Consider the following 25,350-nt stretch of genomic DNA (forward strand, 5'->3'; position numbering starts at 1 on the left):
CCGGGTGCCAGTCGGCACCCGGCCTTCCCTGCGCCCTCCGACTAATGAGGAGGGAATGATCGTCAAAGCTCGGGCGCAATCGCGCCGCGAGAGCGGCTCCGTTCGTCTCCGCGTCGACCGCGCTGCGCCGCGAGCCGATCGGAGCCTGCTGACACCGGGCGATGCCGCCCAGAGCTGAATATTCGGGCACCGCCCGCCACATCTGCTCCACTTTGTTGGCGCAAATCCGCCCAGTATGAATCCCTAAAACTCAGGTAAGCCTTCCAAAAGTAAGATTTTGGCAATCAATCGAACGCTAACTAAGGTTACCAAGTGCTCAACGTCATGCGGAGACTCTGAACGTGAGCGACCAAAAGCCCGAACGGGCCAGCCTTGGCGTGGCCGATACGACTGGCATGGCCAGTGCGAGTGTCGACCTGATGCCGAAGACATCCGCGTTCCCCGATGCAGTCGACCTGGCCGTGCCTGCGATCGCGACCGTCGCCCCGCCCATGATCGCGCCGGATCACGAAGCGCCTGCGGCTGACCGTCCGGGCATTGACCCCAAGGCGGCGATCGTGGAAGCGGTGACCGCGCCCGAGCCGCAGGCCGAGGCCAACAAGTCTGAGATCAAGACCGAGATGACGGCCGACACCGAGATCGGGACGATCAGCGTCAAGCCGGTCAAGCCCGAACAGGTCAAGGTCGAAGCCCTTACGGCCGAGCCGGAAAAGATCGAGCCCGCCAAGATCCAAGCGGCGAAGCCGGAGCGAGCCAAACCAGAGCCCGCGCGGCTCGACCTGGTCAAGTCCGACAAGGGCAAATCCGACAAGGTCAAGCCCGAGCTGACCAAGGCCCAGGCGGCGGGGGGCAACCTTGCGGCGACGGGCAAAGTCGAAGCCGCAGCGAGCTCGAGTGCTGCGAGATCTCCCTCGACGATCCTGGATCTGATCAGGACGGAGCCGGTCAAGTCGGAGCCGATCAAGACGGCTGCGGCCGGTGAGCTCCTCAAGGTCGAGACACCGAAGCTGTCGATGCTCGCGGCCAATGCGCCGAAAGTCGGCCCGATGGCGGCGGCTGCGCCGAAGCCGGAGACGGCCATCAAGCCGGACGCGCCGATCAAGTCCGTGGCTGCCACCAAGACAGAAGCCGTCGTCCGGCCAGAGCCGGCTGCCAAGCCGGAGACTGTTGCCAGGCCAGAGACTGTCGCCAAGTCGGAGGCCAAGTCGGAGCCCGTTGCCAAGCAGGCATCCGCGGCCAAACCCGAGGTGTCCGCGACGCGCCCGGTCACGCCAGTCCAGGCGGATGCCGGACCGGCGACCAGGGCGGGTGCTTTTGCCGCGGTCGACAAGGCCGCGGCCTGGGCCAAAGCGAAGTTCAAGACCGAGCCTTTCAAGTTCAATGCGGCGTCCAAGCCGGCGGCCGCTGCCGCAACGGCGGCCAGCGCGACCGCTGCCGGAGCGGCGCTGCCGCCTCCGCAGCCGGGCCAGGCCCCGCCGCCGCATGCCGTGAACGGCAGGCTCGGCCTGCCGGCCATGGCTGCGATCCTGCTGCTGTCGATGATTGTCGGCGGCGTTGCCGGTGGTCTGGTCACGGCCAAGTTCGTCACGCGCTCCGGCGGCGGTGACGTGGCCGATGCGGCGGCAGGCGAGGCTACAGACTCCACGCTTGGCGCGACCGTGGCGCGGATCGACAATGATGTCGCCGCGCTGAAGGCGAGCCTCGACCAGACCAATCAGACCAGCCTCGTCGAGCTCAACAAGTCCGCCGAGCGTCTCGACCGGCTCGAGAAGATCCTGGGTGACCTGTCGACGAAATCGTCGGCCAAGCCGAGCGAGCTGCAGCGTCTGAGCGAGGCCGTGGACCGGCTGCGCGCCGCGCAGGCGTCCGCGACCGCGCAGGCCCCCGCGCGAGACAGCGCCGCGTCCGTGCCGCAGGCGGTGGGCGCGATCAATGCGGCGGCGCCGCCCGCGGGCGTGGCGAGCCGGGCCGACGCGGCCAGGACCACCGAGGCAGCCAGGACCGAAGCAGCAAGGGCAGAGGCGAGCCGGGCCGAGCCGGCGAGGGCGGAGACCGCTCGCCCCGAGCCGAGCCGCGCGGAGGCCACCAAGCCCAAGGTCGTCGAGGGCTGGGTGCTGCGCGACGTCGGTCGTGGTGGCGCGCTGATCGAGGGCCGCGGTGGCCTCTACGAGGTCTATGCCGGCGATCCCGTGCCGGGCCTCGGCAAGGTCGACGCGATCCGCAAGCAGGACGGTCGCTGGGTGGTCGTCACCACCAAGGGGCTTGTCGTCGCGCGCTGACGGACCATCTGTTTTTGGAGACAAATCTGACGAGGCGCCTCACCGCGACGTGAGGCGCCTCGTCGCACAATTGTCCGAAGCCGCCCGCCTTTCGGCTATCTTCGAGGACTAGCAGGCCCTCAATTGCATGTTCGTGGAAGCGAGGAGGCGCGTCTTGCGACTGTCGGTATTCGGCCTTGTCATGCTGTGCTGCGGCCAGCTCGCTCATGCGGACGAGAGCGCGCCGATCGAGCGCGGCGCCGCCATCCTCGAGCCGTTCGCGCTGCGTGAGCTCGACAACGGCGCGTTCGGCCTTGGGAAGATGCTTGCGCGCGCGAGCGATGCGCCGCTGACCGACGCGGCATTGTTTGCGCTGCCGTCGATGATTCCCGTGCGCAAGGCGCTCGACGCGGAGTTCGACCGCTATGTCGACAAGCACAAGACCACGCTGCCGAACGAGAGCATTGGCGTCGGCACGTCCTACGCGTTCCAGCTGTTCGACCGCACCATGCTCGATTCGTCCGATGCCCGCTTCGTGCTGGCCGGCGTCGTCAATCGCATGGATCGCGCCTTCGTCGATCCCGACCATTGCGGCGAGGTGCGGCTGCTGTACCGCCTGACGCGGACCACGCCGCCCGAGGCCAAAGATGGCGAGGTCGCCTCGCCGCGGCTGCCGATGACGCTCAACATCGTGCTCAAGGCGCGCAGCGATGCGGAGGCCAAGAGCAATTCGCCGAGCTGTGCCGAGATCGCCAAGCGCTGGCTGGCGATGTCCGATCTGCAACTGACCGGCCCGGAGCTTGCCGCGAAGCTGACGGCGCCGGACGGCCCGCTGGCGCTGATCAGGCCCGAGAACATCCACCGCATCGAGACCAACCTGCAGATCGCGCATGCGCCGAAATCGGCGATCCGCGATTTCCGCACCGACTACATGATGAAGGTGTTCGACTATCAGGCCGCGAGCGGGACGTTCGAGGAGGCGGTGCTGGAGGATCAGGTCGATCGCGACCGGCTGCTGGCGGATGCCGCTCTGGCGCGCGAGTTCAAGGCCTGGCTGCTCGACCCGGTCCATCTCGGCGAGCTCGACCGCGGCACCGCGGTGATCCCCGAGCAGTTCCTGGCCAAGGTTGCGGTGGCGCCGACCCCGGTCGGATTCGTCAATTCCGATCTGCTGCCGGCCTACGGGCTGGTGCAGGGGAGCGCGGCCGGGCAGGGCGCGGTGTTCACCGAGGCCGACGTGGTCGGTGCGCTGGAGAAGGCGGCCGCGCAGGGCATCGTGCTGCAGAACATCCGGTCGGTCGCGGGCTTCGAGCGCCGCCTCAACGATTCGAGCTGCGGCGGCTGCCATCAGACCCGCGGCATCGGCGGCTTTCACTTTCCCGGCGTCGACTGGATGGCGGAGAAGCCGTCCAACACCGTCGTGGTGCCGGGCTCGCCGCACTTCTTCGGCGACCAGGTCCGCCGGCGCGACATCCTCAACGCCTTTGCCGAGGGGCGGACTCCGGATTTCTCGCGCGGCTTCGCCAGCCGCCCGCAGCTGCGCGGCAGCGATGAGCTCGTCGGCACGGTCTACAACGACGGCTGGGGCGGGCATTGCTACGCGAGCCACGCCGCGGCCGCGGACAATGACAAGAGCTTCTCGACCTGGACCTGCGCCGCGAACCTGTCCTGTCAGACCGGCCCGGCGACGCGGTTCGGCATGTGCTTCATCGCGACCCGCTAGCTCAGGCCACCGCGCCGCGCGCGCGCAGGTCGCGGATGGTCTCGTCGTCGAAGCCGGCGCTGCGCAGGATCTCGTCGCTGTGCTGGCCTATGCCGGGCGGCTTGCGCGGGGTGACCTTGCGCTGGCCGTCGATGAAAATCGGGCTGTTGACGGTCAGCATGGTGTCGTTCTCGAACGGCACCAGCACCTCGTTCTCGATCATCTGCCTGTCGTTTGGAATGTCGTCGAGAATTCCGACCACCCCGAACACGAGCCCGCTGCCGTCGAGGACCCGGCGCCATTCGGCCAACGGTCTGGTCGCGAACACCACGTCGAATTCGTGGATCAGCTCGACCGAGCGGGCGTGGCGATCGGCCTTGGTGACGAAGCGCGGATCATCGATCAGCTCCTCTCGGCCGAGACAACGGGCGAGGATCGGCCACTGCTTCTCCTCATTGAGGAGCGACAGCATGATCCAGCGGCCGTCCTGGCACTTGTAATGATTGGCGACCGCGTTCAGCGCGCGTTCGCGTGGCCGCCGCTCGACGAAGGTCGCGCCGCAAAGCTTGGCCTGAGCAAGCACGGAGGCCGCCCAGACCCCGTTCGCCATCAGGTTGGAGGCGACATGGCAGCCCTTGCCGGTCTTCTCGCGCTGGTACAGCGCCGTGACGATCGCGCCATAGAACGCCATCGCGCAGGGGTGGTCGCCCATCCCGGCGACGGAGCGGGCGGGTGTCGTGCTCTCGTCGGCGCGGACCAGGTCCATCAGTCCGGAGCGCGCCCAATAGGCATTGCTGTCGAAGCCGGGTTTGTCGGCTTCCTCGCCCTTCTCGCCATACCCGGTGAACGACGCATAGATCAGCCGCGGATTGAGCGGCGCCAGCTTTTCGTGGGTGAGGCCGAGCTTGGCGCGGACCGACGGCGGGAAGTTGGTGATGAAGACATCGGCTTCACTCACCAGCCGCTGCAGCACGGCTTGAGCTTCGGATTTCGAAAGATCGAGCGCGAGGCTCCGCTTGTTGCGGGCTTCGAGATACCACGCGTAGTTATGCTCGCTGCGCGGATAGCCCGGCAGGTTCGGCAGGTTGCGGTAGGGATCGCCGGCGCCGGGCGGCTCGATCTTGATGACGTCAGCGCCGAAATCGGAAAGAACGGTGGCGGCTGCAGGGGCCGCGATGAAGCTCGCGCAGTCCAGCACCTTCAGGCCATGGAAAATGCCCTTGTCGTCCATGATGCGTCGCTCCCGTCGCTTGTTTCCGCGCGCTGGAATTCTGCTGACGGCGCGGTTCGAGGCGCATTTGACCCAGGTCGGGCGAGCGAGGCAATGGCGGGGAGGGAGCCGAAACTACAAACAAACGTAAAGATGTGATCAGGAGCGGGCACCGCTCCTGTCTATTTCGACGTGTCGACAATCATGCTGGCTTGGTGAGGGAAACGATCGCGCCGAAAAGCCGCGAGGCGGAATGGCGCGCCAATTGGTCCACTACACTTTCAGGTTCTCGGCCGAACTCCTGCCGCGGTTGGCGATCTCGTCGTACTCGATCGTCTGGCCCTCGTTGAGGGTCGTCAGCCCGGCCTTCTGCACTGCGGAGATGTGAACGAAAATGTCCTTGCCCCCGGCCGCGGGCTGGATGAAGCCATAGCCCTTGGTCGGGTTGAACCACTTGACCGTACCTTTAGCCATACGTCGCCTCCGCGGGACCAATCCGAGTACGAGCCGGCGGTCCCCGCAAACCGTCAGGCCCGGAATTCAAGACTACTGCGGTTGCGACAGGCGTGATAGCGCAAACCGCGGGCGGTTTTGGCCCGAAATGATCGATATCGTGGCGGCTTTGCGGCTTTTGACCGTAGCGCCACCGTTCCGCCAGTCACCGCGGACCCGCTGCAACCGTTCTCGGTATGACAGCGCAGGCTGCAAACAGGTTCAACGCAACGCGTCATGCCGCGGCCCCTTCGTCCGAGAGCATAGCGAGTTCGGCGGCATCCATGGCCGTCCTGACGCGCATCGGCTCGGCGCGGCCGCGAATCTCGACCTCGCGTTGCGGCAGCATGTCGGAGGCGAGTCGCGCCCGCGCGTAGACCTCGTCCGAGATGATCACCTGGCAGCCGAGGATCTTCGTCATGTCCTGCAGTCGTGATGCGACGTTGACGGCGTCGCCCAGCGCGGTGAACACCATGTGGTCGCGATAGCCGATCTCGCCGACGATCACCTCGCCGCCGTGAATGCCGATGCCGAAGCGGATCGGCTCATGCAGATCATGGCTGAGGAACGCGTTCAGCTCGGCGATGTTGGCCGCGATGTCACGCGCTGCCTGGATTGCCTGGCCGCAGGCGACATGTGAATCGGCGGCTAGTCCGAACAGCGCGAGCATACCGTCGCCGACGAACTGATTGGGCTGCCCGCCATTCGCCAGCACGGCCTGGGAGACGGCGCTGAGGAAGCGGTTGACGATGAACACCACGTCGAACGGCAGCCGTTTCTCAGCGAGGCCGGTCGATCCGCGCATGTCGACGAACAGGCTGACGAGGTAGCGCTCCTGCCCGATTCCGGCACGCGAGCTGCCGCGCTCGCCGGGTGTCGGGTTCGGCATGAACAGTTGAAAGAATGAGAGATCGTCAGTGGGGCGCAACTGACAGGCCAGCCTGACCGACGGGTCCGCCGCGCCGATCTGCGCGAGCACGAAGGCCTCGCGAGGCGAGGGGGGCGGCAGCGCGCCGGGATCTCCGATCACCCTGATGCGGCAGGTCGAGCAGCGCGCGCGGCCGCCGCACATGCTGGCATGCGGTACGTTGTTGCGCAGACTGGCCTCGAGCACGGACAAACCCTTTGGCACCCGGATGGAGCGGCCATTGTTGTAGGACAGCGTGACCATGCCGCCACGTCGCTCATGGACTGCTCGCACGCCGCGCGCGGCGAGCGCCAAGCCGATCAGGCCGCCATAGCCGACCAGAAAGCCGTTCATGATGGTCTCCAGCACCGCCTGTTCAGATGGCGTGCCGGTCTGCTTCAATGAAAGATTTTCGGCACGCCACTGCGGTGTTGCGTTGGCGGCGATGACGTCTCGACCTCCACGGTAGAAGCCGAGCAGCGCCAGCGCCGGGAGCAGCACGGCGCAGGCGAGCAGCCACGGCGCCGCGCGCTTGTAGAACGGCTTGAGCCGCAGCCAGAAGTGCAGCCCGATGCAGCCATGCGCCCATGACGTCAGCAGGGCTGCCGACATCAACCAGATCCGCCAGGACGGGCCGGTCCAATACGAGTACAAAACCTGCGGGTACAGCTTCTCCTGTCCGTACAGGGTCTGTCCGATGCGGACGCCGGCGATGTGGCTGAAGATCAGCGCCGGAATGCTCAGGCCGAGCAGCAGTTGCAGCGGCTCCATCGTGCTGCGGCTGAATTGCCGGCGCTGATAAAGCGCCCACACGCCGAGCCCGCCATGGGTAAGAGCGGCCGCATAGAACAGCACGGCGATCGGAAGAAACTGCCAGAACGCCACATGATAGGACACGCCCTCGGCGAGCGCCTGCAGCGAGATGTTGCCGAGCGCATGGTTGAGAAAATGACTGAGCAGGTAGCTGAAGAGTATGAAGCCGCAGATCAGCCGCACCTGCCGCACACCGATGCCGCGACAGGCGGACTGCAAACGATGGTAAATCGAAATGGTCATGTGGTCCGTATGATCTGGAGCCGCAATGCTAGAGATTTATTCCCTGTTGTCCTAGAGGGCTGGTGGCGGCGGTCATCCGGCGGCGCGAGCTGCGCGCGAACGTTGACTCGCCCGGCGGAGTCGGGGAAAAGCACCGCGTGACGGCCATTTCCCCAGGCATCGACAGCCCAAAGTCTCGGTCCACGCGCGCTGCGTGGCTGATGGCTGCGACCGTGATCGCAAGCATGACGATCTTCCGCGTCGTCTATGCCGCTACGCTCGATCTGCGCACCGACGAGGCCTATTACTGGACCTGGTCGAAGGAGCTGCAGCTCTGCTTCCTCGATCATCCGCCCATGATCGCCTGGTTCATCCGGCTGGGCACTGCCCTGTTCGGCGACACCAATCTCGGCGTTCGCTTTGCCGGCATCCTCGCGATGGCGGTGACGCAGCTCCTGCTCGCCGACATCGTTCGCCGTACCACTCACGATATGCGGGCCGTGATCCTCGCGGTGCTGCTGCCCGAGGCGGCGCTCTACTATGGCCTGCTGATGGCCAAGGTGGCGCCGGACGTCGCGGCGATCCCGTTTGCACTCGCGATGATCTGGGCGCTGGTGCGCCTCGCCGAGAGCGACGATGGCCGCTGGTGGCTCGCGGCCGGCCTGTTCGGTGGACTGGCGCTGTTGTCCAAATTCACGGTGGTCATGCTGCTGCCGGGCGTGGCGGCGTTCCTGCTCGTTCCGGCCTGGCGCAGCCGTTGGCTTGCCAGCCCCTATCCCTGGTGCGCGGCGCTGATCGCGCTTGCCGTGTTCTCGCCGGTGCTGATCTGGAACGTTCAGCACGACTGGGCCTCGTTCCGCTTCCAGTTCGTTCGCGCCACGGCGCCGCATGATTTTTCGTTGCGGACGCTGGGCGATTACATCGGACTGCAATTCGGACAGGTCGGCTTCGTCCTGCTGCCGGTCACGCTGTCGGCGCTGACGCTCACGGCTTGGCGCGGCTGTCGCACGCGTGAGCCGGTCGCGATTCTGCTGTCGACGGCGGTGCTGGTGCCGTTCCTCTACTTCCTCTGGAAGTCGCTCACTTTGCGGATCGGTGACACCTGGCCGATGTTCATGTGGCCGATCGGGTTTGCGGCGGTCGCGATCAACATCGTCAAGATGCCGCAGGACGGCGCGCCCGCCTGGTTCGTCCGATCGACCGTGCGCTGGGCGCGCATCGCCGTCGTCAGCGGCATTGCCATGGTGGTCCTGATCTTCCTCTACTACGTCGCAGCGCCCTGGAATTTCCTCGGACGAGCCGATCCGATCGGCGCCGAGGCGGGCTATCAGCAGGTCGCGGCGCGCGTCGAGCAGGAGCTGGCAAAGACCGGTGCCACCTGGATCGCAACCTCCGACTACCGCACCTACGCAATGATGCGGTGGTTCTTTCGCAGCCGCGTGCCGGTGGTCCAGATCAACGAGCGTGCCCGCTTCATCGGCTTCCGTGATCCCGGCATGGACCTGATCGCAGGACATGCCGGCCTCTATGTCGTGCGCGAGCCGGACAATGCCGGCCCGCTGCTGGCGGACACGACCGCGCACCGCGAGCCGCTCGGACATGTCGAGCGGAGCTGGCGCGGCCGTGTCATGGACACTTACGCGTTCGGCAAGCTGACGGGCTGGACGCCGGAGCTGGCGCCGCCACCGGATTCGCCATTGTACCCATGGCGCTGGCTCGCCGGTGACCCCGATCACACGCCGCGGGCCTGAGCTTCATTCCTGGTCCTCCTGCTTGCGCAGGAGATCCTTGGCGAGATCGGCCAGCGCCGGCCGCGGCAGCGCGGCGAACGGCATCGGCCGCGTCACGTCGATGGCCGCGAGGCCGAGCCGCGCCGTGAGCAGTCCGTTGAGCACGCCTTCGCCGAGCCGCTGCGAAAGTTTTGCCGCGATGCCATGGCCCAGCACCTGCTGGATCAGGCTGTCGCTCGCGGCCATGCCGCCGGTGATGGCGAGATGCGCGACGACGTGGCGCAACAGGCTGATCATGCCGAGCGCCCCGGGACGGCCGCCATAGAGCCGCGCGAGTTGCCGGATCATCCGCAAGCTTGCCACGAAGACGAACAGCACGTCGATCAGCGCGCGCGGACTGACCGCCGTGACCACAGAGACCCGTTGCGCCGCGACCGACACCAGCCGCCGTGCCTCGATGTCGAGCGGCGCCATCAGCTCGCGCTCGGCGAGCTTGATCATGTCACCGCCGTCGATGATGTCGTCGGCGTGGCCGGCGAGCGCGGCACGTGGCCGCGCCAGCCGGGGATTGGCATGTGCGATCCGCAGCAGCTCGACGACGACTTCGCGGCTCTCGGCGCGATCGTCGGACAGCAGCACCGCGGCCGCGCGCTGATGCAGCTTCTCGATGGTGGCGAGCCGCACCAGCCCGTAGGTCTCACGGGCAACGACGGCCGCCAATGCAATCGCGGCTGCGGCCGCGAACCCCGCGCCGACATAGCCGAGGGCTTCGCTGCGGGCGAACAGATCCTCGATCAGTCTGACGACGCCGAGGCCGAGGCCGAGCAGGACGAGGCCGGCGACCGAGCCCCAAAAAAGCGCGCCCCAGCCAAAGCCGCGCCGCGCCGGCAGTATGGTCTCGACCTGCACCGGCAGTTGCGCCGGATCGGCCTCCGGCGTGATCTGGATGGTGCCGCGGCCCGGCCGGGTGGCCTCCTCGGCATCGACCACGACGACGTCGGGATCGTCGAGCCGGAAGGTCTGGGGACGACGTGGCTTGGCGCGTTCGCTCATTGCAGCCGGTCTCCGATCAGGAACTGAAGGGCGCGGTCCATGCGGATATGGGGCAAAGCGGGCTCGGCGCCAGCATCTGGGGTCAGCAAAGGCGGGCGGAAGCGAAGAAAGCGGAAATCGGTCCCGTCGGCGGCGGCGCTCGACAGGCCGCGATAGGCGCCGCCCTTGAACAGCTCCTCGGCGTCGGCCGGCAGCTCGCCCGGAAAAGTGGCAACCTCGGTGTTGCCGTCGAAGATCTCGCCATTGGCGCTCTCGCCGGCCGCCGGGGTGCCGAGCAGCGAGGGGAGCTTGTCGCGGCCGCGGGCGACCAGCGCCTCGCGCGTCGCCCTGACCGCGGCCAGCGCCACGACGTCGATCGCAGCGCCTGTGCTCTCGGCGCGCGCGACGGCATGGTTGACGGCACGCCGCAGCACCGCTTCGAGCCGGTCGTGGCTGGTGTGATGCAGATGGTCGGCCTTGGTGGCCGCGAACAGGATGCGATCGATGCGCGGCCGGAACAGCGCCGTCAGCATGTTTCCGCGCCCGACGCGGAAGCAATCGAGAATGCCGGTCAGCGCGGCCTCGAGATCATGCAGCGCCTCGGGGCCGGCATTGAACGCCGCCAGCGCGTCGACCAGCACGATCTGGCGGTCGAGTCGGGCGAAGTGGTCGCGGAAGAACGGCCGCACCACGATGTCCTTGTAGGACTCGTAGCGCCGCGCCATCATCGCCCACAGCGATCCGCTCGGCGGCTGGCCCTCGGCCGGCACGCCGAGGGGCGCGAAGGTGAGCGCCGGCGAGCCCGCGAGATTGCCCGGCATCAGGAAGCGGCCGGGCGGCAGCAGGCTCATGGCGAAGCGCTCGTCGCGGCAGGCGCGCAGATATTCGGTGAACAGCCGCGCCGCCTCCAGGGTCGCCGGCTCGTCCTCCTGGCCCTCGGGGACGAGCGTCGCCAGATGCGCGTGCCAGTCCTTGGCGACATGGGCGCGCGGCTCGCTGCGCGACAGCGCGAGGCTTTCTTGCGCCCACTGCTCATAGCTCTTGTTCAGCAGCGGCAGGTCGAGCAGCCATTCGCCGGGATAGTCGACGATGTCGAGCGTGAGCGTCCGCTCGGCGCCGTTGGCGCGCTGGAATTCGATCACCAGCCTGAGCTCGCTGATGTCGACGGTCGAACTCGGCCAGCGCCGCTCGGTGACCAGCGCCCGCAAATGACTCTCGTAGGCAAAGCGCGGCACGCCGTCGTCGGGTTGCGGCGTCAGATAGGCGCGGGCGATGCGGCCCGATGCCAAGGCCTCGAACACCGGCATGCGCCCGCCGCGAACGAGGTCGTGGATCAGCGCGGTGATGAACACGGTCTTGCCGGCCCGTGACAGCCCGGTGACGCCGAGGCGGATGGTCGGGTTGAGGAAGCTCTCGCCATAATCGAGCAGGGCACGGGCCGAGAGCCGCGCTTCCTCGACGAGTTCGGAAAAGGTCACCATGGGAGGAGGGGGAATTCGCAGTTGAAAAGGGCGTGAGCGATTTTTGACAGGTGGCGATGCAAAACGCCGGATTCAAGCTCACAATTCCGGCCCGTTTCCGGATAGAACCAGACTTTGAACGGAACGTTGACCACTGGAAACCATAATCCTTCCGGCACAATTGTCCCGGAAAACCGGCACCAGGTTCTGACATGACCGTATTTCAACTGAAGCAGTTCGCCTCGACCTCCGTCCATGCCGCTACCGGCGCGATGCGTTGGAACTACGACAAGGTCGAGATGATCGCGGACGGCGTCGTCCACGTCGTCGGCATCGCCGCCGGGCTGGTCGCCGCAACCGTGCTCGTCGTGCTGACCTCGATCTATGCCAGCGCCGTCGACATCGTGGTGGTGTCGATCTATGTCGCCGGACTGCTCTCGATGCTGACGCTGTCGGCAACGTATAATCTGTGGCCGGTGTCGCCGACCAAATGGGTGCTGCGCCGCTTCGACCACTCCGCCATCTACGTGCTGATCGCAGCCACCTATACGCCGTTCATCGCCGCCCTGAAGGATACGGTATTCTCGGCCGCGCTGCTGCTCGGTGTCTGGGGCGTCGCCATCTTCGGCATCGTGCTGAAGCTGCGTTGGCCCGGGCGCTTCGATGCGCTCTCGATCGGCCTGTATCTCGCGCTCGGCTGGAGCGGCGTGATGATGTACGACCGGGTGATCTCGGTGATGCCGGCCTCGGTCCTGGCCTGCGTGCTCACCGGCGGCATCCTCTACAGCCTCGGCGTCATCTTCCACTCGTGGCGGCGCTTGCGCTTCCAGAACGCGATCTGGCATGGTTTCGTGTTGCTGGGCGCCGGCTTTCACTATACCGCGGTGCTTGATCTGGTCTTGACCTAGAAAATTCCACGAGGAGGGCTTTGCATGCAGGTGACCGGCAAGATTGTTGTGGTCACCGGCGGAGCCCGCGGCATCGGCAAGGCGCTGTGCGAGGCCTTTGCGAAGGCCGGTGCCGCCAAGGTGATCGTGGCCGATCTCGACGAAGCCGGAGCCAAGGCCGTCGCTGATGGCATCGGCGGCGCAGCCTTCAGATGCGACGTCTCCCAGGAAGCCGACATCCGGCACGTGATCGAGGAGACCGAGCGGCAGTTCGGACCCATTGCGCTGTTCTGCTCCAATGCCGGCATCGGCGGCGGCTTCGACCCGTTGTCGGTGAATGCCGGCGGCACCTCCGACGAGCCGTGGGCGCGCAGTTGGGCCATCCACGTGATGGCTCATGTCTATGCGGCGCGGCATCTGATCCCGCGCTACAAGGCGCGCGGCGGCGGCTATTTCCTCAACACGATCTCGGCGGCCGGCCTGTTGTCGCAGGTTGGCAGCGCGCCTTACTCCACCACCAAGCATGCCGCGGTGGGATTTGCCGAGAACCTCGCGATCTCGCACAAGGCTGACAACATCAAGGTCTCGATCCTGTGTCCGCAGGGCGTCGACACCGACATGCTGCGCGCGATCCCGAAGGGCCCGCAATCCGGCGACGGCGATCTGACGCCGGAGCAGGTCGCGCAGGACGTGCTGAAGGGCCTTGCCGAGGAGAGCTTCCTGATCCTGCCGCATCCGCAGGTGCTCGGCTACATGCGCAAGAAGACCGAGAACTACGACCGCTGGCTCGGCGGCATGGCCAAGATCCAGGCGAAGATGCGCGAGGAATTTAAGTAGGTCCAAGGGGAGAGGGCGCATTCACTTGCACCGCGCATAAGCTTGCGAATTTTAAGCGTGTAGGGTGGGCAAAGGCGCGCGGGCGATACTGTGTGCATCATGCCGCGCTCCCTCGCGCGCCGTGCCCACCATTTGCTCCGCGTGCGGAGATCGACGGTGGGCACGCGACCGCCCTGCGGGCGGCTGCTTTGCCCACCCTACGGCAGTGTCGCTCAGGCTCGCCCGATTCACATCTCAAACAGCTTCTGACACGACCTTACGGCCTCGCGGCGGATCACGCCCGAGTGGTTCGGTCGACACGACCCTCCAACACATGGGAGGGCGCAGGGAATGCCGGGTGAAGGCCTCACCCATGGCCCGCCTGCAGCAAAAAATGCAGGCGGCAGGTACCACAGGTGCAGCCGATCACCGGCATTCCCTGCGCGATGGTCTTCACGCTTATACGCAGTCTCCCTGGTGCGCCGGGCTGTTGGCCACCATTGTCCGCGCGGCGCATCAGCGCCATCGCGAACGTAACACCAGCATCGGGGTGTCAGGACGCTGCGACTTCACGTCCGCGGCCACGCCGTTCGTCCGCGTAGCAAGCTACGCTGCGGCATGGCCACGGCCATCGCATCCCGCCTCGCGTGTCGTGACGATCGCGCGCAACGCCCCTCCGTGGTGAGGCGGGATGCGCGGAAAGATCGTCCTGATTTGCCCGACGACGCAAGGCCGCATGCTGCGGCATTTCAACACGACGGGCAGTTTCGTCATGGTGCGTATGCGCAATCTGCCCGTCGGGCGCGCTCATGGCTCCGACGGCTGCATGTCCTGCTCTGCCGCGCGCCAGGCTTCGAGCGCGCGGGCGTACAGCAACAGGCCCTCGCACACCGTGCGCTGCTCGGCTTTCGACAGCGACGACAGGGCGCCGCGAACCTGTTGGCGGCCGAAGGCGTGCAACGTGCCGAGCGTCTTCCGTCCCTTCGCGGTGAGGCAGAGCGGCTTGATGCGGGCGTCGCCGGAATCGATTGTCTCCTGCAACTCGCCGCTGTCGATCAGCTTGCGGACCATGCGGCTGATGCTGGATTTCTCGAGATGCAGGATCGTGCCGAGCTGCATCGCGGTCAGCGGGCCGCGCAGGCCGATCTCCAGGATGGTGTGGACCGCCGACGGCGGAAGGTCGGTGGCGGCCAGCGTCGATTCCATGAAGCCGAGCTCGCGCACCATCAGGCGCGAGGCGGCGCGGATGTCGTCGACGAGCGTGAGATCGGGATCCGGCATCTTGACTCCTGCCATATAGTTGTATCATACAACAAATAGCCGATGCAACGTGGCATCGACGACGCCATATCGCCGGAGGGTCGGAGATGGGTGATACGCAGCTCACGGCCGAGGCACGCTTGACCGCGGCGTCGCGCATGCAGGGGCAGGTCTGCCTCGTCACCGGGGGCGGCTCCGGCATCGGCCGCGCCGCCGCCTTGAAGCTCGCCGCCGACGGCGCGGAGGCGGTCGTCGTCGCCGGGCGGCGCGAGGCCGAGCTGGCCGATACGGCGGCACGATGCCGGGCGCTCGGGGCCGAGGCCCTCGCGGTGAAAGCCGACGTCACGCGCGAGGACGATGTGGCGAGCCTGGTACAGGCAGTGCTGGAGCGCTACGGCCGGTTGGATGCGGCCTTCAACAATGCCGGTGTCCAGGAGCGCCGAGCGCCGATCGAGCAGCAGGGCAACGGCGTCTATGCGGACGTGTTCGACGCCAATGTGCGCTCGGTTTTTCTGTGCCTGCGCGCGCAGTTGCCGATCATGTATGCGCGCGGCCGGGGACGCATCGTGATCAACGCCTCCGTCAGCGGCGTGCGCAATCCGAATGCGGGGCTTGCGCTCTATTCGGCCTCGAAAGCCGCCGTCATTTCGCTGACGCGATCGGCCGCGATGGAGGCGGCACCGCGCGGCGTCCGGATCAACGCGATTGCGCCCGGACGTGTCGTCACCGACATGATGCTGCGCGCCGGTGTCGGCGACGTCGCGACCGTCGCCGCCGGCCTGCCGCTGCGCCGGATGGGGCAGCCTGAGGACATCGCCGAGGCCGTGCTGTGGTTGTTGTCGGACGCGTCGTCCTACGTCGTCGGCCACGTTCTGGCGGCCGATGGCGGCTTCTTGGCTTCCTGAACGGCGGCAACGGCGCAAGACCCGCGATCGCCGAAGCCGGTCTCGGGCGAATGATCGTCGAAACGACATCATGCCGAAGTCCGAATTTCGCCGACTTTGGCGAAGCCGCGCAACGATCGTCCTCGTTTCAACTAATTAGTGCTGTCTGCGAACGCGGAGATGCCGCGGCGCCGCTTCGCGGCGGTTCATTGCGAACACCTCTCAATCTCGCCTGAAATCGTCCCAGCTCGGCAAAACTTCCGCCGACGTTTGCCGGCTATCTGCAAGGCAAGGGGAGCTCGTCGCGAGCATGCGCTGCGTAATCGTTGCGGCGGCGCCCCGACCTGACGTCGTCGCGTGATATTGGCATACTCTCCGGCATTGCTTTGCAGGCTCATTCACGACAAAAGACCGGCGCGTTCGCGGTGCGGACCAAGCGGCTCATGGTGACGCGATCCCACCGCGGGGTCACGCTCGCGCTCGTCGAGGTGCTGCTCTTGACCGTGATGGTGGTGGATGCCGCGTCCGGACAGCAGACCATCAAGGCCAAGCCGACGGACGTCGTCCCGGGACGCGCCGATCGGCTGTTCTTCCGTCACGTGACGGCGCGCAGCATCTACTACAACGTTCCGCGGATCACCAACGACAGCCGGACGCTGATGATGCGCCAGGACCCGCGTGGCGTGAGCGCATTGTTGCGTCCGGTGCGGGAGGCCGGCGCGCCGTCGCTGGCCGCGCCAGGCAAGCCCGGCGCTCCGGTCGGCAGCTTCGGATTTGGATTCGCGGCGGTTCAGCCAGCCCGTGGCGCGCGCGTGGCCACGGCCGAGTCGGCGCGAGACGCTCAACGCGCCGCGCCGCAACCGGCCGCACGGCAGATCGCGGCAAAGCCCGCTGCAGCCGCCGGGGCGCCGCCGGCCAAGCCGGACGAGACCGTGGCAGCCGCCCAGCCCGCGGCCGTGCTGCGCAACCGCGACGTTCTTCCCGATCGCAATCTGAACACGGTGAAGCCGCAACCGGTGACCGCCGATGCGAAGCCCTACGATCCGACGGGGATGACGGTCGGGTCGTTCCTGGTGAAGCCGGCCGTCGAGATCCAGGCCGGCTATGACACCAATCCCACCCGGCGAAACGGCGGGCAGGGCTCGCCGGTCGCAATCGTGGCAACGGAGGTCGCGGTCCGCTCACAGTGGGAGCGGCATCAGCTCAACGCGGATTTCCGCGGCGCCTACACCGAGGACACCAACGTCCGCTCCATCAGCCATCCGACCTTCGAGGCGCGGGCGCAAGGGCGTTACGACGTCACCGAGGGCACGGCCGTCACCGGCGAGGCGCGTTTCGTCAACGACGCCTTGACGCTTCCGGGCGCGCTCAAGCTGCCGCGGGCCACCAGCTTCGGCGGCAGCGCCGGCGTGCTGCAGAAGATCGGTCCGACCGAGATCGCGTTCAAGGGATCGGCGGACCGGGTCGTCTTCAACGATGCTGTCATCACGGCCAACGTGCCGCTGCGGACGCAGGACCGCAACTACACCCAGCCGGGCGCGCAGGTCCGCGTCACCTATGTGCTGACGCCGAACATCTCGCCGTTCGTCGACATGAGCTTCGATCGGCGCAACCACGATCTGCAGGTCGACTTCAACGGCCAGCGCCGCGATTCCAGCGGCATCACCGCGCGTGGCGGCGCCGTCGTCAACATGGGATCGCTGACCGGCGAAGCCTCGGTCGGCTATCTCACGCGCCGCATGGACTCGCCGCTGATGCCGAACGTCAGCGGCGTGATCGCGGATGCGACGCTCGCATGGGCCGCGACCGACACCACGACCTTCGTGCTGGTGGCGCGCTCGCAGGCCTCGGAGACGCCGGCGATGAACGTCTCGGGCATCCTGTCCCGCGACGTGATCCTGCAGATGGATCATCAGTTCGAGCCGTGGCTGATCGGAACGCTGCGCGGCGGCTACGGCCAGGATCAGTTCGTCGGCATCGGCCGCGTCGACCAGCGCATGTTCGTCGCCGCCGGCGGCACCTACAAGATGAACCGCAACGTTCAGTTGAAGAGCGAGGTCCGCACCGAATGGACCCGCTCCAACATCGCGCTCAACAATTTCATGGCGGTGGTCGGCGTCGTCGGCGTGCGTGTCCAGTACTGAGCGTGTGATGGGGGCCGTTTGGCTGACCGTCGTCGCCAATATCACCGCCGACCCGCAGGGCTATTGCAGATGGCCTTCCCATGGCGGCGCCCTTCCGGGCCTCATGGTTCTCAGGGCGATGCAGAGCATCGCCTGAACGCGCCGAAGAGCGGCGCTCCTCACCATGAGGTCTGGCTCCGATACCGGCGCTCGAAGGATGGCCGCGACATGATCGCTCGGTCGCGCACAAAAAAAGCCCCGCAGGGGGGCGGGGCTCAAGGCATGGCATGCCGGGCGGTGGGGGGGGGGACCGGGGCGCGTCTCACGCGGCGGGGTGAGGTCAGGTCGCCGACGCGTGCGCCGTCCCCGATCGGTTCGGCATGTGGCTGGTGATGGTCTTGTTGTTATGAGCGGGTCCGCGCTGCCGGTCGGCGACGCGGACCGCAATCGCGTTACTGCTCGAGCGCGGCCAGCGCAGCGTTGCCGATCTGCTGCGCCTCGGCCCAGGCGGCCTGGGTCGCCTGCTGAGCGGCGGTGTAGCCGGCCTGGATCTGCTGTTGAGCCGCCGCGCGCAGCGCCCCCTCCTGCTGCTCGCCGGTTTCGCGCGCCTGGGTCAGGGCCTGGTTGTCGGCGTTCAGCGTCGCATTGGCCTGGTTGAAGGCGTTGGCGGTGGTCTGCGCCTTGGCCTGGGCCGCCGCCAGCGCGGCCTGGTTGGCCGCATTGTTGGCACGCTCGAGGACCTCGGCGGCCTCCTGCGCATCCTGCTTGGCCTGCTGTGCCGCCTGACGCGCCTGTTCCAGGGCCTGCCGGTCGGCGTTCACCTTCTGCTCGGCCGCTTCCACCGTCGCATCGATCGTGCCGATCTTCTGGTTTAGCGCGGCCTCGACCGTCTTCTGGTTCTGGGTCGCAGCCGCCTGCGCGGCCTGGGTCTTCTGCTGGGCGACCGCGCGGGCCTGCTCGCCGGTCTTCAACGCCGCCTGCAGCGCGGCCTGCTCGGCGGCTTCCTGGGCCGCCTGGTTCTGCTGGTTGTTGTTATTGTTGTTGTTGCCGCCGTTGCCGGCCGCCGCTCCGCCATTGTTGGCATTGCCGCCATTGTTGGCGTTGCCACCATTGTTGGCGTTGCCGGCGGCTTGGCCGGCCTGCTGGGCCGCCTTCGCGGCGGCCTCGGCGGTCTCGCGCGCCGTGTCCTTGGCGGCGTTGGCGGCTTCCTTGGCCTCGTTGGAGACGTCGATGTCCTTGTCGAGCTTCTGGAAGGCGCTCTGCAGCGCGGCCGAAGCGGCCGTCAGCTTCGCGGCATTCGCCGTCGCCGCCGCCTGGTTGGCCGCGGTTGGGTTCTTCTCGGCCTGCTCCTGGGCCTCGATCGCGGCGCCTCGTGCGTTCTGCTCGGCCTGACGCGCGACATCGATCGCCTTGCGGTCGGCGGCGACCTGCGCCTCGGCGGCGGCGGCGGTCTGCGCGGCGGCCGCGGCCGCCGCGTTGGCCTTGGCGACGGCATCGGTGCTGCTCGACGCCGCGGCAGCCGCCTTGGCCGGGGTTGCTGCGGCGGCAGGCGTGGCGGTGGCCTTTGCGAGGGCGACAGTGGTGGTTGCCGCCGCTGCGGCGGCCGCGGCCGGCTTGGCAGCGCTCGTGCTCGTGCCCGTGGTGGTCGCGGTTGCAGTCTTGGCCGTGCCAGTCGTCGTCGTTGCCGCGGTGGCGGCCGCGGCGGGCTTGGCTGTGCTGGCCGCCGTAGTGGTGGCCGCGACGGGCTTGGCCGCGGTGCTGGCCGTCGCAACCGTGGCCGTCGGCGTTGCGGCGGCGGTCTTGGCTGCCGTGCTCACTGCGGTGGCGGCTGCCGTTGCTGCGGCCGTGGTGGCCGCCTTGGCGGCGGCGCTGGTCGCGGCCTTTGCGGCGGCGTTGGCGGCGGCCTTTGAAGCGGCGTCGGCTGCGGCCTTGGCGGCGGCGTTGGTTGCAGCCTTTGCAGCGGCGTTAGCTGCCGCCTTTGCAGCGGCATCGCTCGCCGCCTTCGCCGCAGCCTTGGCAGCGGCGTCCTGCGCCGCTTTGGCAGCGGCCGCGGCTGCGGCCTTCGCCGCCGCATCCTGCGCCGCCTTCGCGGCGGCGTTGGTGGTGGCCGAAGTGGCAAGGGCGGTGGTCATGGCCTGCGCATTGGCCTGATGCGGCAGCGCCGTCATCGTCAGGGCGGTCATCAGGGCCAGCACGCTGACATGGCGATAGAGATCGGTCCTCGACGCTGCGGTTTGAAGGTTCTTCTTGTCCGCCATCAGCTCAACTCCCTTGGTACGCTGGATTGGATGATGGAACCTTTTGAAAATGATTTTGGCTTGCAGCATGGTCGGACCTTGCAAGCAGCAAGGCGTCTGCCTGCAAGCTGACGGCAGGATTTCGCGATGTTTGCGGCGAGCCAGCCGCGACGAGATGGCGCAGGGGAACAGAAAGCTTTTGAAACAAGCGGTTGCCGTCGGTATGCCGGTTGCACGGTTGCGGCGGGCCGATGAGCATTTCGCGGCGAGCCATGCTGCCGCCATTGAAGATGCGACGCATTGTCGCATATGTCATGATTGACAAGTCGTCCGCTGTGCGAACGGCGGATCAGCCTCTTTGCGCGTAGAGCAGCGGGACCGCGGCGTCGACCATCACCTCGACGAGGCTCGTGCCGGCATGTGCGAGGGCTCGCGTCAGCGCACTGGCGAGCTCGGCGGCATGGCTCACGCGCACTGCATCGCAGCCCATGCCTTCCGCGAGCTTGACGAAATCGAGGCCGGGCAGCTCGAGCCCGGGTACGTTGCGCACCTGCATGACCTGGCTGAACGAGCGCATCGCGCCATAGCCGGAATTGTTGATGACGACGACCGTCAGCGGCAGCCTGCGCTGCGTGGCGGTCCACAGCGCCTGCAGCGAATACATCGCCGAGCCGTCGCCGATCAGGCACACCGTGCGGCCCGCGTTGCGCCCCAGCGCCATGCCGACCGCCGCCGGCAGGCTGTAGCCGAGTCCGCCGCTCGCCATCGTGTAGAACGAATCCGCGCCGGGCATCGGCATGTACTTGTGCATCAGCGGCCGATGCGAGGGGATCTCCTCGACCACGGCGCTGCCCGCCGGAAGCGCCTGCGCCAGCGTATGCAGGAGATAGTCGACCGGGATCGGATCGGCCGGCTTCGGCGCGGCCGGCAGCACGCGGCCCTTCGGCGCCGCGCGCCTGGTCTCCGGCAGCAACTCCAGCAACACCTCCAGCGCCGGCCGCATGGTGGCAATGATGCTGGTGCCGATCGGCGGCACGGCGGCGCCTTCGGCATCGTCGGTGATCTGATAGAGCGTGGTGGCGCCGTCGAAGATCGCGGCATGGCCCTCGACATGGAAGGTGAACACCGGGGCGCCGAACACGACGACGAGGTCGTGCGGCTTCAGGGCGTCGGACAATTGTCCGGGCGAGGCGTGCAGAAAGCCCTGGAATTGCGGATGGCGCTCGGGAAACGAGCAGCGCGCCGAGAACGGGCTGACCCAGACCGCGGCCTTGGCCTTCTCGGCGACCTCGACCATCAGTTCGACGCAGCCGGCGCGGTCGATGCCGGGGCCGACCACGAGCGCGGGATTCTTCGCGGCGGCCAGTGCGTTCACCAGTTCGTCCATGGCGGCGCGATCGGAGCCGAGCTCGCGGCTCACCTTGCGCGCGGTGATCGGCTGCGCCGGATGCATCCAGTCGTCGATCGGGATCGAGACGAAGGTCGGCCCGCAAGGCGGCTGCATCGCGGTGTAGTAGGCGCGGGCGATCGCGCCCGGCACGTCCTCGGGCCGCGCCGGCTCGACGCTGTATTTGACGTAAGGGCGCGGGAATTCGGACGGGCGTTCGGCATAGAGAAAGGCCTGCAGCGGCAGGATCGAGCGCGCCTGCTGACCGGCGGTGATCACCAGCGGCGTCTGGTTGCGATGCGCGGTGTAGATGTTGCCGAGCGCGTTGCCGACGCCGGCCGCCGAATGCAGATTGACGAAGCCGGCATTGCGCGTCGCCTGGGCATAGCCGTCGGCCATGCCGACCACCGAGGCCTCCTGCAGGCCGAGCACGTAGTCGATGTCATCGGGCCAGTCGCTGAGGAAGGGCAGCTCGGTCGAGCCGGGATTGCCGAAGACTTTTTTGATGCCGAACGCGCGCAGCAGTTCGAACGTGGCCTGCTTGACGGTGACCGGTTTGGTTGTTGTTCTTGTGGTTTTTGGCACGGCGTTTCCTCGAATGACCGTCATTGCGAGGAGCGAAGCGACGAAGCAATCCAGAGTCGCGGGTGGAACTCTGGATTGCTTCGCTTCGCTCGCAATGACGAGACCGACTTCACCAATTCGCGGTGCCCTTCATCGTCGGCTGGCGCTCGGCGTTGGCGGTCCACAGCTCCAGGCCGGCATCCTTGTCATTCGCATTCACCGAGAACGCGCTGCCCTCGAACAAAGGCTGCACGCCGCGATAGGCGAACTTGGCCGGCGGCTTGCCCTTGAGGCTGGCGGCGAACTCGACCAGCAGCGCGGCCTGCAAAGGTCCGTGGAAGATCAGTCCGGGATAGCCCTCGACCTTGGTGACGTAGTCGCGGTCGTAATGGATGCGATGGCCGTTGAAGGTCAGGGCGGAATAGCGAAACAGCAGCACGGCATCGGAGACACGCGTCTCGCTGTGCTGCGCGACCGGTGGAGGCGGCGGCGCTTTTGCCGGCGCAGCCTGCGCCCCGCCCATGTCGCGATAGACGATGTCCTGGCGCTCGCGGATCGCGACACCGCGCGGCGTGGTCACGACGTGCTCGACGGCGACGAAGCAGAGCTGGCCGGTCGAACCGCTCTTCAGGGTGACGTCTGAGATCGTCGAGACGCGGGTGGCGACATCGCCGACGCGCAAGGGATCGATGAACTGCACCTCGCCGCCCGCCCACATGCGGCGCGGCAAGGGTACCGGCGGCAGGAAGCCGCCGCGGGTGGGATGGCCGTCGGGGCCGAGCTGATCGTGCGGAAACACGGGCTGGCCCAGGCACCAATGCACCGTGTAGGGCGCGATGTCGCCGGTTGTCGGCTCGCCGATGTCCTGGAACAGCGTCGCGCGCAGGCCCTTGGTGAGCTGCGCGGTGACGATGTCGGTCGCCTCGGCGCTGCGGCCGACCCATTGCCGGAGATGGTCGAGATCGAGCGTGTCCGTCATGATCATCCCTTGCGCTGATGGGGCGAAGCGGCCTCGCCGATCGCGGGCACGGCGCCGTAATGCCTGTCCTCGCCGACCACGATCGCCGCCGGCGCGGGATAGCTGACGACGCCGTTCGGCGTGTCCACCTCGATGCGCCGCAGATGCGGATGGACCGCGAGATCCGCCATGCTGTTGACCTCGGCGAAGGCGATGTCGGCCGCGGCGAGCTTGGCCAGCAGCGCGTCGCGCGACAATGCCGCGAAGCGCTCGGCGACGATGCCGTCGGTCAGCGCACGATTGCGCACGCGTTCGACCATGTTGGCGAAGCGCGGGTCGTCGGGCAGGGCCGGCTGGTCCAGCACCTTGGCGCACAGCGTCTTCCACTCGCGCTCGCTCTGGATCGAGATCAGGATGTCCTTGCCGTCCTTCGAGGTGAACACGCCGTAGGGCGCGATCGAGGGATGGGCGAGGCCGATGCGCTTTGGCGCATGGCCGGCTTCCGCGTTGAGCAGGGGCACCGTGAGCCAGTCGGCCATCACGTCGAACATCGAGATCCTGATATCGGCGCCTTCGCCGGTGCGGCTGCGCCTGATCAGCGCCTCGAGGATCGCGGCATGGGCCGTCGCGCCGGTCGCGACATCGACGATCGACATGCCGACGCGCGAGGGGCCATCCGGCCCGCCGGTGATCGAGGCCAGTCCGCTCTCGGCCTGGATCAGCAGGTCATAAGCCTTGCGGTCGGCATAGGGACCGGAGTCGCCGTAGCCGGTGATGGTGCAGCAGATCAGCTTCGGATAGTCCTGGCGCAGCCGCTCGCGGGCGAAGCCCATTTTGTCCATCGAGCCGGGCTTGAGGTTCTGCAAGAGAACGTCGGCGCCGGCGATCAGCTTCTCCAGCTCGGCGCGACCTTCCGGTTTTGAAAGGTCGACGATGACGGAGTCCTTGCCGCGGTTGAGCCAGACGAAGTAGCTGCTCTGGCCCTTGGCGGCGGCGTCGTAGCCTCGGGCGAAATCGCCCTCGGGCCGCTCGATCTTGATCACGTGAGCGCCGGCATCGGCGAGACGCGACGAGCAGAACGGCGCGGCCACCGCCTGCTCGACGGCGACGACAATGATCCCTTCAAGCGGCAGCATGGCAGGACCTCAATACGACCTGGGCATGCCGAGCACGTGCTCGGCGACGTAGGACAGGATGAGGTTGGTCGAGATCGGCGCCACCTGATACAGCCGCGTCTCGCGGAACTTGCGCTCGACGTCGTACTCCTCGGCGAAGCCGAAGCCGCCATGGGTCTGGATGCAGGCATTGGCCGCCTCGAACGACGCGTCGGCGGCGAGCATCTTGGCCATATTGGCCTCGGCGCCGCAGTCGAGCCCGGCCTCGTATTTGCGCGTGGCTTCCTTGACCATCAGCTCGGCGGCCCGCATCGACGCATAGGCCTTGGCGATCGGGAACTGGATGCCCTGGTTCTGGCCGATCGGCCGGCCGAACACGACGCGCTCCTTGGCATAGGTGGTGGCTTTCGCGATGAACCATTTGGCATCGCCGACGCATTCGGCCGCGATCAGGATGCGCTCGGCGTTCATGCCGGAGAGGATGTAGCGGAAGCCCTTGCCTTCCTCGCCGATCAGGTTCTCCGCCGGCACGCGCATGTCGGTGAAGAAGACTTCCGTCGTGGCGTGGTTCATCATGGTCCGGATCGGGCGGATGGTGAGCCCGGCCTTCTTGGCCTCGCGCATGTCGACGATGAAGACGGAGAGACCGTCGGTGCGCTTCTGCGCCTGGTCCTTCGGCGTGGTGCGCGCCAAGAGGATCATCAGGTCGGAATATTCGGCGCGGCTGGTCCAGATCTTCTGGCCGTTGACGACGTAGCTGTCGCCGTCGCGCCTGGCGAAGGTCTTCAGCGACGATGTGTCGGTGCCCGAGGTCGGCTCGGTCACGCCGAACGCCTGCAGCCGCAATTCGCCGCTTGCGACTTTTGGCAGCCACTTGGCCTTCTGCTCGGCATTGCCATGACGCAGCACCGTGCCCATCGTGTACATCTGGGCATGACAGCCGCCGCCATTGCAGCCGGCGCGCTGGATCTCTTCGAGGATCGCTGCCGCAGCCGACAGCTTCAGGCCGGCGCCGCCATATTCCTCGGGGATCAGCACGGAGAGATAGCCAGCCTGTGTCAGCGCATCCACGAAGGCGGACGGGTAGGCCATCTCGCGATCGAGCTTGCGCCAATACTCACCGGGGAACTGGGCGCAGAGCTTTGCCACCGCGTCGCGGATGTCGGCATAATCGTCGTGCGGATGGTGTTCGGTCATGCGCTGCTCCGCGGACCGCTGTCGCGCGGCCCCGCGGTCTCCCTATGCTTGTTCGTCATAGCCTATGACGAAGCATGCCAGCCTTGGCAAGCAGGG

19 protein-coding genes are annotated in these 25,350 nt (G+C 67.1%); 7 read left to right on the plus strand and 12 right to left on the minus strand.

Features of this window, described 5'->3' with window-relative positions; translation table 11 throughout:
- The first annotated feature begins 341 nt into the window (after nucleotides 1–341).
- Both QX039_RS19680 and QX039_RS19685 read left to right on the plus strand, forming a co-directional pair.
- Nucleotides 342–2,279 carry a hypothetical protein gene (locus tag QX039_RS19680; protein ID WP_315734284.1) on the plus strand — a complete coding sequence of 646 codons (1,938 nt, stop codon included), beginning with the start codon at nucleotides 342–344 and terminating at the stop codon, nucleotides 2,277–2,279.
- Nucleotides 2,280–2,406: 127 nt separating this feature from the next.
- Nucleotides 2,407–3,981: a hypothetical protein gene (locus QX039_RS19685; RefSeq protein ID WP_409998859.1), complete on the plus strand. Its 1,575-nt coding sequence runs from the start codon at nucleotides 2,407–2,409 to the stop codon at nucleotides 3,979–3,981.
- 1 nt (nucleotide 3,982) lies between these two features.
- Here QX039_RS19685 and QX039_RS19690 read toward each other — a convergent pair whose 3' ends face one another.
- The 3 genes from QX039_RS19690 to QX039_RS19700 all read right to left on the minus strand — a co-directional run bounded on the left by QX039_RS19690 (nucleotide 3,983) and on the right by QX039_RS19700 (nucleotide 7,625).
- Nucleotides 3,983–5,191, minus strand: coding sequence for a CoA transferase (locus QX039_RS19690; RefSeq protein ID WP_315734282.1), 1,209 nt, complete (start codon nucleotides 5,189–5,191; stop codon nucleotides 3,983–3,985).
- A gap of 252 nt (nucleotides 5,192–5,443) precedes the next feature.
- On the minus strand, nucleotides 5,444–5,644 hold the full coding sequence (locus QX039_RS19695; protein WP_315734280.1) for a cold-shock protein: 201 nt from the start codon (nucleotides 5,642–5,644) through the stop codon (nucleotides 5,444–5,446).
- Nucleotides 5,645–5,897: 253 nt separating this feature from the next.
- Nucleotides 5,898–7,625 carry an adenylate/guanylate cyclase domain-containing protein gene (locus QX039_RS19700; protein WP_315734278.1) on the minus strand — a complete coding sequence of 576 codons (1,728 nt, stop codon included), beginning with the start codon at nucleotides 7,623–7,625 and terminating at the stop codon, nucleotides 5,898–5,900.
- A gap of 224 nt (nucleotides 7,626–7,849) precedes the next feature.
- Between QX039_RS19700 and QX039_RS19705 the strand changes: the two genes are divergently transcribed.
- On the plus strand, nucleotides 7,850–9,355 hold the full coding sequence (locus QX039_RS19705; RefSeq protein WP_315771775.1) for a glycosyltransferase family 39 protein: 1,506 nt from the start codon (nucleotides 7,850–7,852) through the stop codon (nucleotides 9,353–9,355).
- A 3-nt stretch (nucleotides 9,356–9,358) separates the two neighbouring features.
- On the opposite strand, the gene QX039_RS19710 is transcribed toward QX039_RS19705, so the two are convergent.
- Both QX039_RS19710 and QX039_RS19715 read right to left on the minus strand, forming a co-directional pair.
- Nucleotides 9,359–10,387, minus strand: coding sequence for a TIGR01620 family protein (locus tag QX039_RS19710; RefSeq protein ID WP_315771776.1), 1,029 nt, complete (start codon nucleotides 10,385–10,387; stop codon nucleotides 9,359–9,361).
- Complete coding sequence (locus QX039_RS19715) at nucleotides 10,384–11,847, minus strand: YcjX family protein (protein ID WP_315771777.1); 1,464 nt, start codon at nucleotides 11,845–11,847, stop codon at nucleotides 10,384–10,386. The genes QX039_RS19710 and QX039_RS19715 overlap by 4 nt, the downstream gene beginning before the upstream one ends.
- Before the next feature lie 191 nt (nucleotides 11,848–12,038).
- Here QX039_RS19715 and trhA point away from each other — a divergent pair, with 191 nt between their 5' ends.
- Nucleotides 12,039–12,734 (plus strand): PAQR family membrane homeostasis protein TrhA, encoded by a 696-nt coding sequence (gene trhA, locus QX039_RS19720; protein ID WP_315759485.1) that lies wholly within the window; start codon nucleotides 12,039–12,041, stop codon nucleotides 12,732–12,734.
- Nucleotides 12,735–12,758: 24 nt separating this feature from the next.
- Complete coding sequence (locus QX039_RS19725) at nucleotides 12,759–13,550, plus strand: SDR family oxidoreductase (RefSeq protein ID WP_315734269.1); 792 nt, start codon at nucleotides 12,759–12,761, stop codon at nucleotides 13,548–13,550.
- 786 nt (nucleotides 13,551–14,336) lie between these two features.
- Here QX039_RS19725 and QX039_RS19730 read toward each other — a convergent pair.
- Nucleotides 14,337–14,810 (minus strand): MarR family winged helix-turn-helix transcriptional regulator, encoded by a 474-nt coding sequence (locus tag QX039_RS19730; RefSeq protein WP_315734268.1) that lies wholly within the window; start codon nucleotides 14,808–14,810, stop codon nucleotides 14,337–14,339.
- Between the two features lie 86 nt (nucleotides 14,811–14,896).
- On the opposite strand from QX039_RS19730, the gene QX039_RS19735 reads away from it, so the two are divergent.
- Both QX039_RS19735 and QX039_RS19740 read left to right on the plus strand, forming a co-directional pair.
- Nucleotides 14,897–15,694, plus strand: a complete 798-nt coding sequence (locus QX039_RS19735) for an SDR family NAD(P)-dependent oxidoreductase (RefSeq protein WP_315734267.1) — start codon at nucleotides 14,897–14,899, stop codon at nucleotides 15,692–15,694.
- A 422-nt stretch (nucleotides 15,695–16,116) separates the two neighbouring features.
- Nucleotides 16,117–17,817: an outer membrane beta-barrel protein gene (locus QX039_RS19740; protein ID WP_315771779.1), complete on the plus strand. Its 1,701-nt coding sequence runs from the start codon at nucleotides 16,117–16,119 to the stop codon at nucleotides 17,815–17,817.
- A gap of 431 nt (nucleotides 17,818–18,248) precedes the next feature.
- Here the strand turns inward: QX039_RS19740 and QX039_RS19745 are convergent, their stop codons facing one another.
- From QX039_RS19745 to QX039_RS19770, 6 genes are all read right to left on the minus strand, one after another.
- Nucleotides 18,249–20,054 (minus strand): hypothetical protein, encoded by a 1,806-nt coding sequence (locus QX039_RS19745; RefSeq protein ID WP_315771781.1) that lies wholly within the window; start codon nucleotides 20,052–20,054, stop codon nucleotides 18,249–18,251.
- Nucleotides 20,055–20,058: 4 nt separating this feature from the next.
- On the minus strand, nucleotides 20,059–20,349 hold the full coding sequence (locus QX039_RS19750; RefSeq protein ID WP_315771783.1) for a hypothetical protein: 291 nt from the start codon (nucleotides 20,347–20,349) through the stop codon (nucleotides 20,059–20,061).
- Between the two features lie 33 nt (nucleotides 20,350–20,382).
- On the minus strand, nucleotides 20,383–22,005 hold the full coding sequence (gene mdlC / locus QX039_RS19755) for a benzoylformate decarboxylase (RefSeq protein ID WP_315771785.1): 1,623 nt from the start codon (nucleotides 22,003–22,005) through the stop codon (nucleotides 20,383–20,385).
- Nucleotides 22,006–22,114: 109 nt separating this feature from the next.
- Nucleotides 22,115–22,963 carry a MaoC family dehydratase N-terminal domain-containing protein gene (locus tag QX039_RS19760; protein ID WP_315771787.1) on the minus strand — a complete coding sequence of 283 codons (849 nt, stop codon included), beginning with the start codon at nucleotides 22,961–22,963 and terminating at the stop codon, nucleotides 22,115–22,117.
- Between the two features lie 2 nt (nucleotides 22,964–22,965).
- A complete protein-coding gene (locus tag QX039_RS19765; RefSeq protein WP_315734255.1) occupies nucleotides 22,966–24,078 on the minus strand; it encodes a CaiB/BaiF CoA-transferase family protein in 1,113 nt (370 codons plus the stop codon).
- 9 nt (nucleotides 24,079–24,087) lie between these two features.
- Nucleotides 24,088–25,254 (minus strand): acyl-CoA dehydrogenase family protein, encoded by a 1,167-nt coding sequence (locus QX039_RS19770; protein ID WP_315734253.1) that lies wholly within the window; start codon nucleotides 25,252–25,254, stop codon nucleotides 24,088–24,090.
- Nucleotides 25,255–25,350 lie beyond the last annotated feature (96 nt).

Source organism: Bradyrhizobium sp. SZCCHNR1043 (assembly GCF_032489675.1).
Taxonomy (GTDB): domain Bacteria; phylum Pseudomonadota; class Alphaproteobacteria; order Rhizobiales; family Xanthobacteraceae; genus Bradyrhizobium.

Coding starts and splice junctions, on each gene's coding strand:
- QX039_RS19745 (WP_315771781.1), bottom strand. CDS start 20,054: ATGGCGGACAAGAAGAACCTTCAAACCGCAGCGTCGAGGACCGATCTC.
- trhA (WP_315759485.1), top strand. CDS start 12,039: ATGACCGTATTTCAACTGAAGCAGTTCGCCTCGACCTCCGTCCATGCC.
- QX039_RS19730 (WP_315734268.1), bottom strand. CDS start 14,810: ATGCCGGATCCCGATCTCACGCTCGTCGACGACATCCGCGCCGCCTCG.
- QX039_RS19760 (WP_315771787.1), bottom strand. CDS start 22,963: ATGACGGACACGCTCGATCTCGACCATCTCCGGCAATGGGTCGGCCGC.
- QX039_RS19735 (WP_315734267.1), top strand. CDS start 14,897: ATGGGTGATACGCAGCTCACGGCCGAGGCACGCTTGACCGCGGCGTCG.
- QX039_RS19715 (WP_315771777.1), bottom strand. CDS start 11,847: ATGGTGACCTTTTCCGAACTCGTCGAGGAAGCGCGGCTCTCGGCCCGT.
- QX039_RS19765 (WP_315734255.1), bottom strand. CDS start 24,078: ATGCTGCCGCTTGAAGGGATCATTGTCGTCGCCGTCGAGCAGGCGGTG.
- QX039_RS19705 (WP_315771775.1), top strand. CDS start 7,850: ATGACGATCTTCCGCGTCGTCTATGCCGCTACGCTCGATCTGCGCACC.
- QX039_RS19770 (WP_315734253.1), bottom strand. CDS start 25,254: ATGACCGAACACCATCCGCACGACGATTATGCCGACATCCGCGACGCG.
- QX039_RS19695 (WP_315734280.1), bottom strand. CDS start 5,644: ATGGCTAAAGGTACGGTCAAGTGGTTCAACCCGACCAAGGGCTATGGC.
- QX039_RS19690 (WP_315734282.1), bottom strand. CDS start 5,191: ATGGACGACAAGGGCATTTTCCATGGCCTGAAGGTGCTGGACTGCGCG.
- QX039_RS19710 (WP_315771776.1), bottom strand. CDS start 10,387: ATGAGCGAACGCGCCAAGCCACGTCGTCCCCAGACCTTCCGGCTCGAC.
- QX039_RS19740 (WP_315771779.1), top strand. CDS start 16,117: ATGGTGACGCGATCCCACCGCGGGGTCACGCTCGCGCTCGTCGAGGTG.
- QX039_RS19750 (WP_315771783.1), bottom strand. CDS start 20,349: ATGACATATGCGACAATGCGTCGCATCTTCAATGGCGGCAGCATGGCT.
- QX039_RS19700 (WP_315734278.1), bottom strand. CDS start 7,625: ATGACCATTTCGATTTACCATCGTTTGCAGTCCGCCTGTCGCGGCATC.
- QX039_RS19685 (WP_409998859.1), top strand. CDS start 2,407: ATGTTCGTGGAAGCGAGGAGGCGCGTCTTGCGACTGTCGGTATTCGGC.
- QX039_RS19725 (WP_315734269.1), top strand. CDS start 12,759: ATGCAGGTGACCGGCAAGATTGTTGTGGTCACCGGCGGAGCCCGCGGC.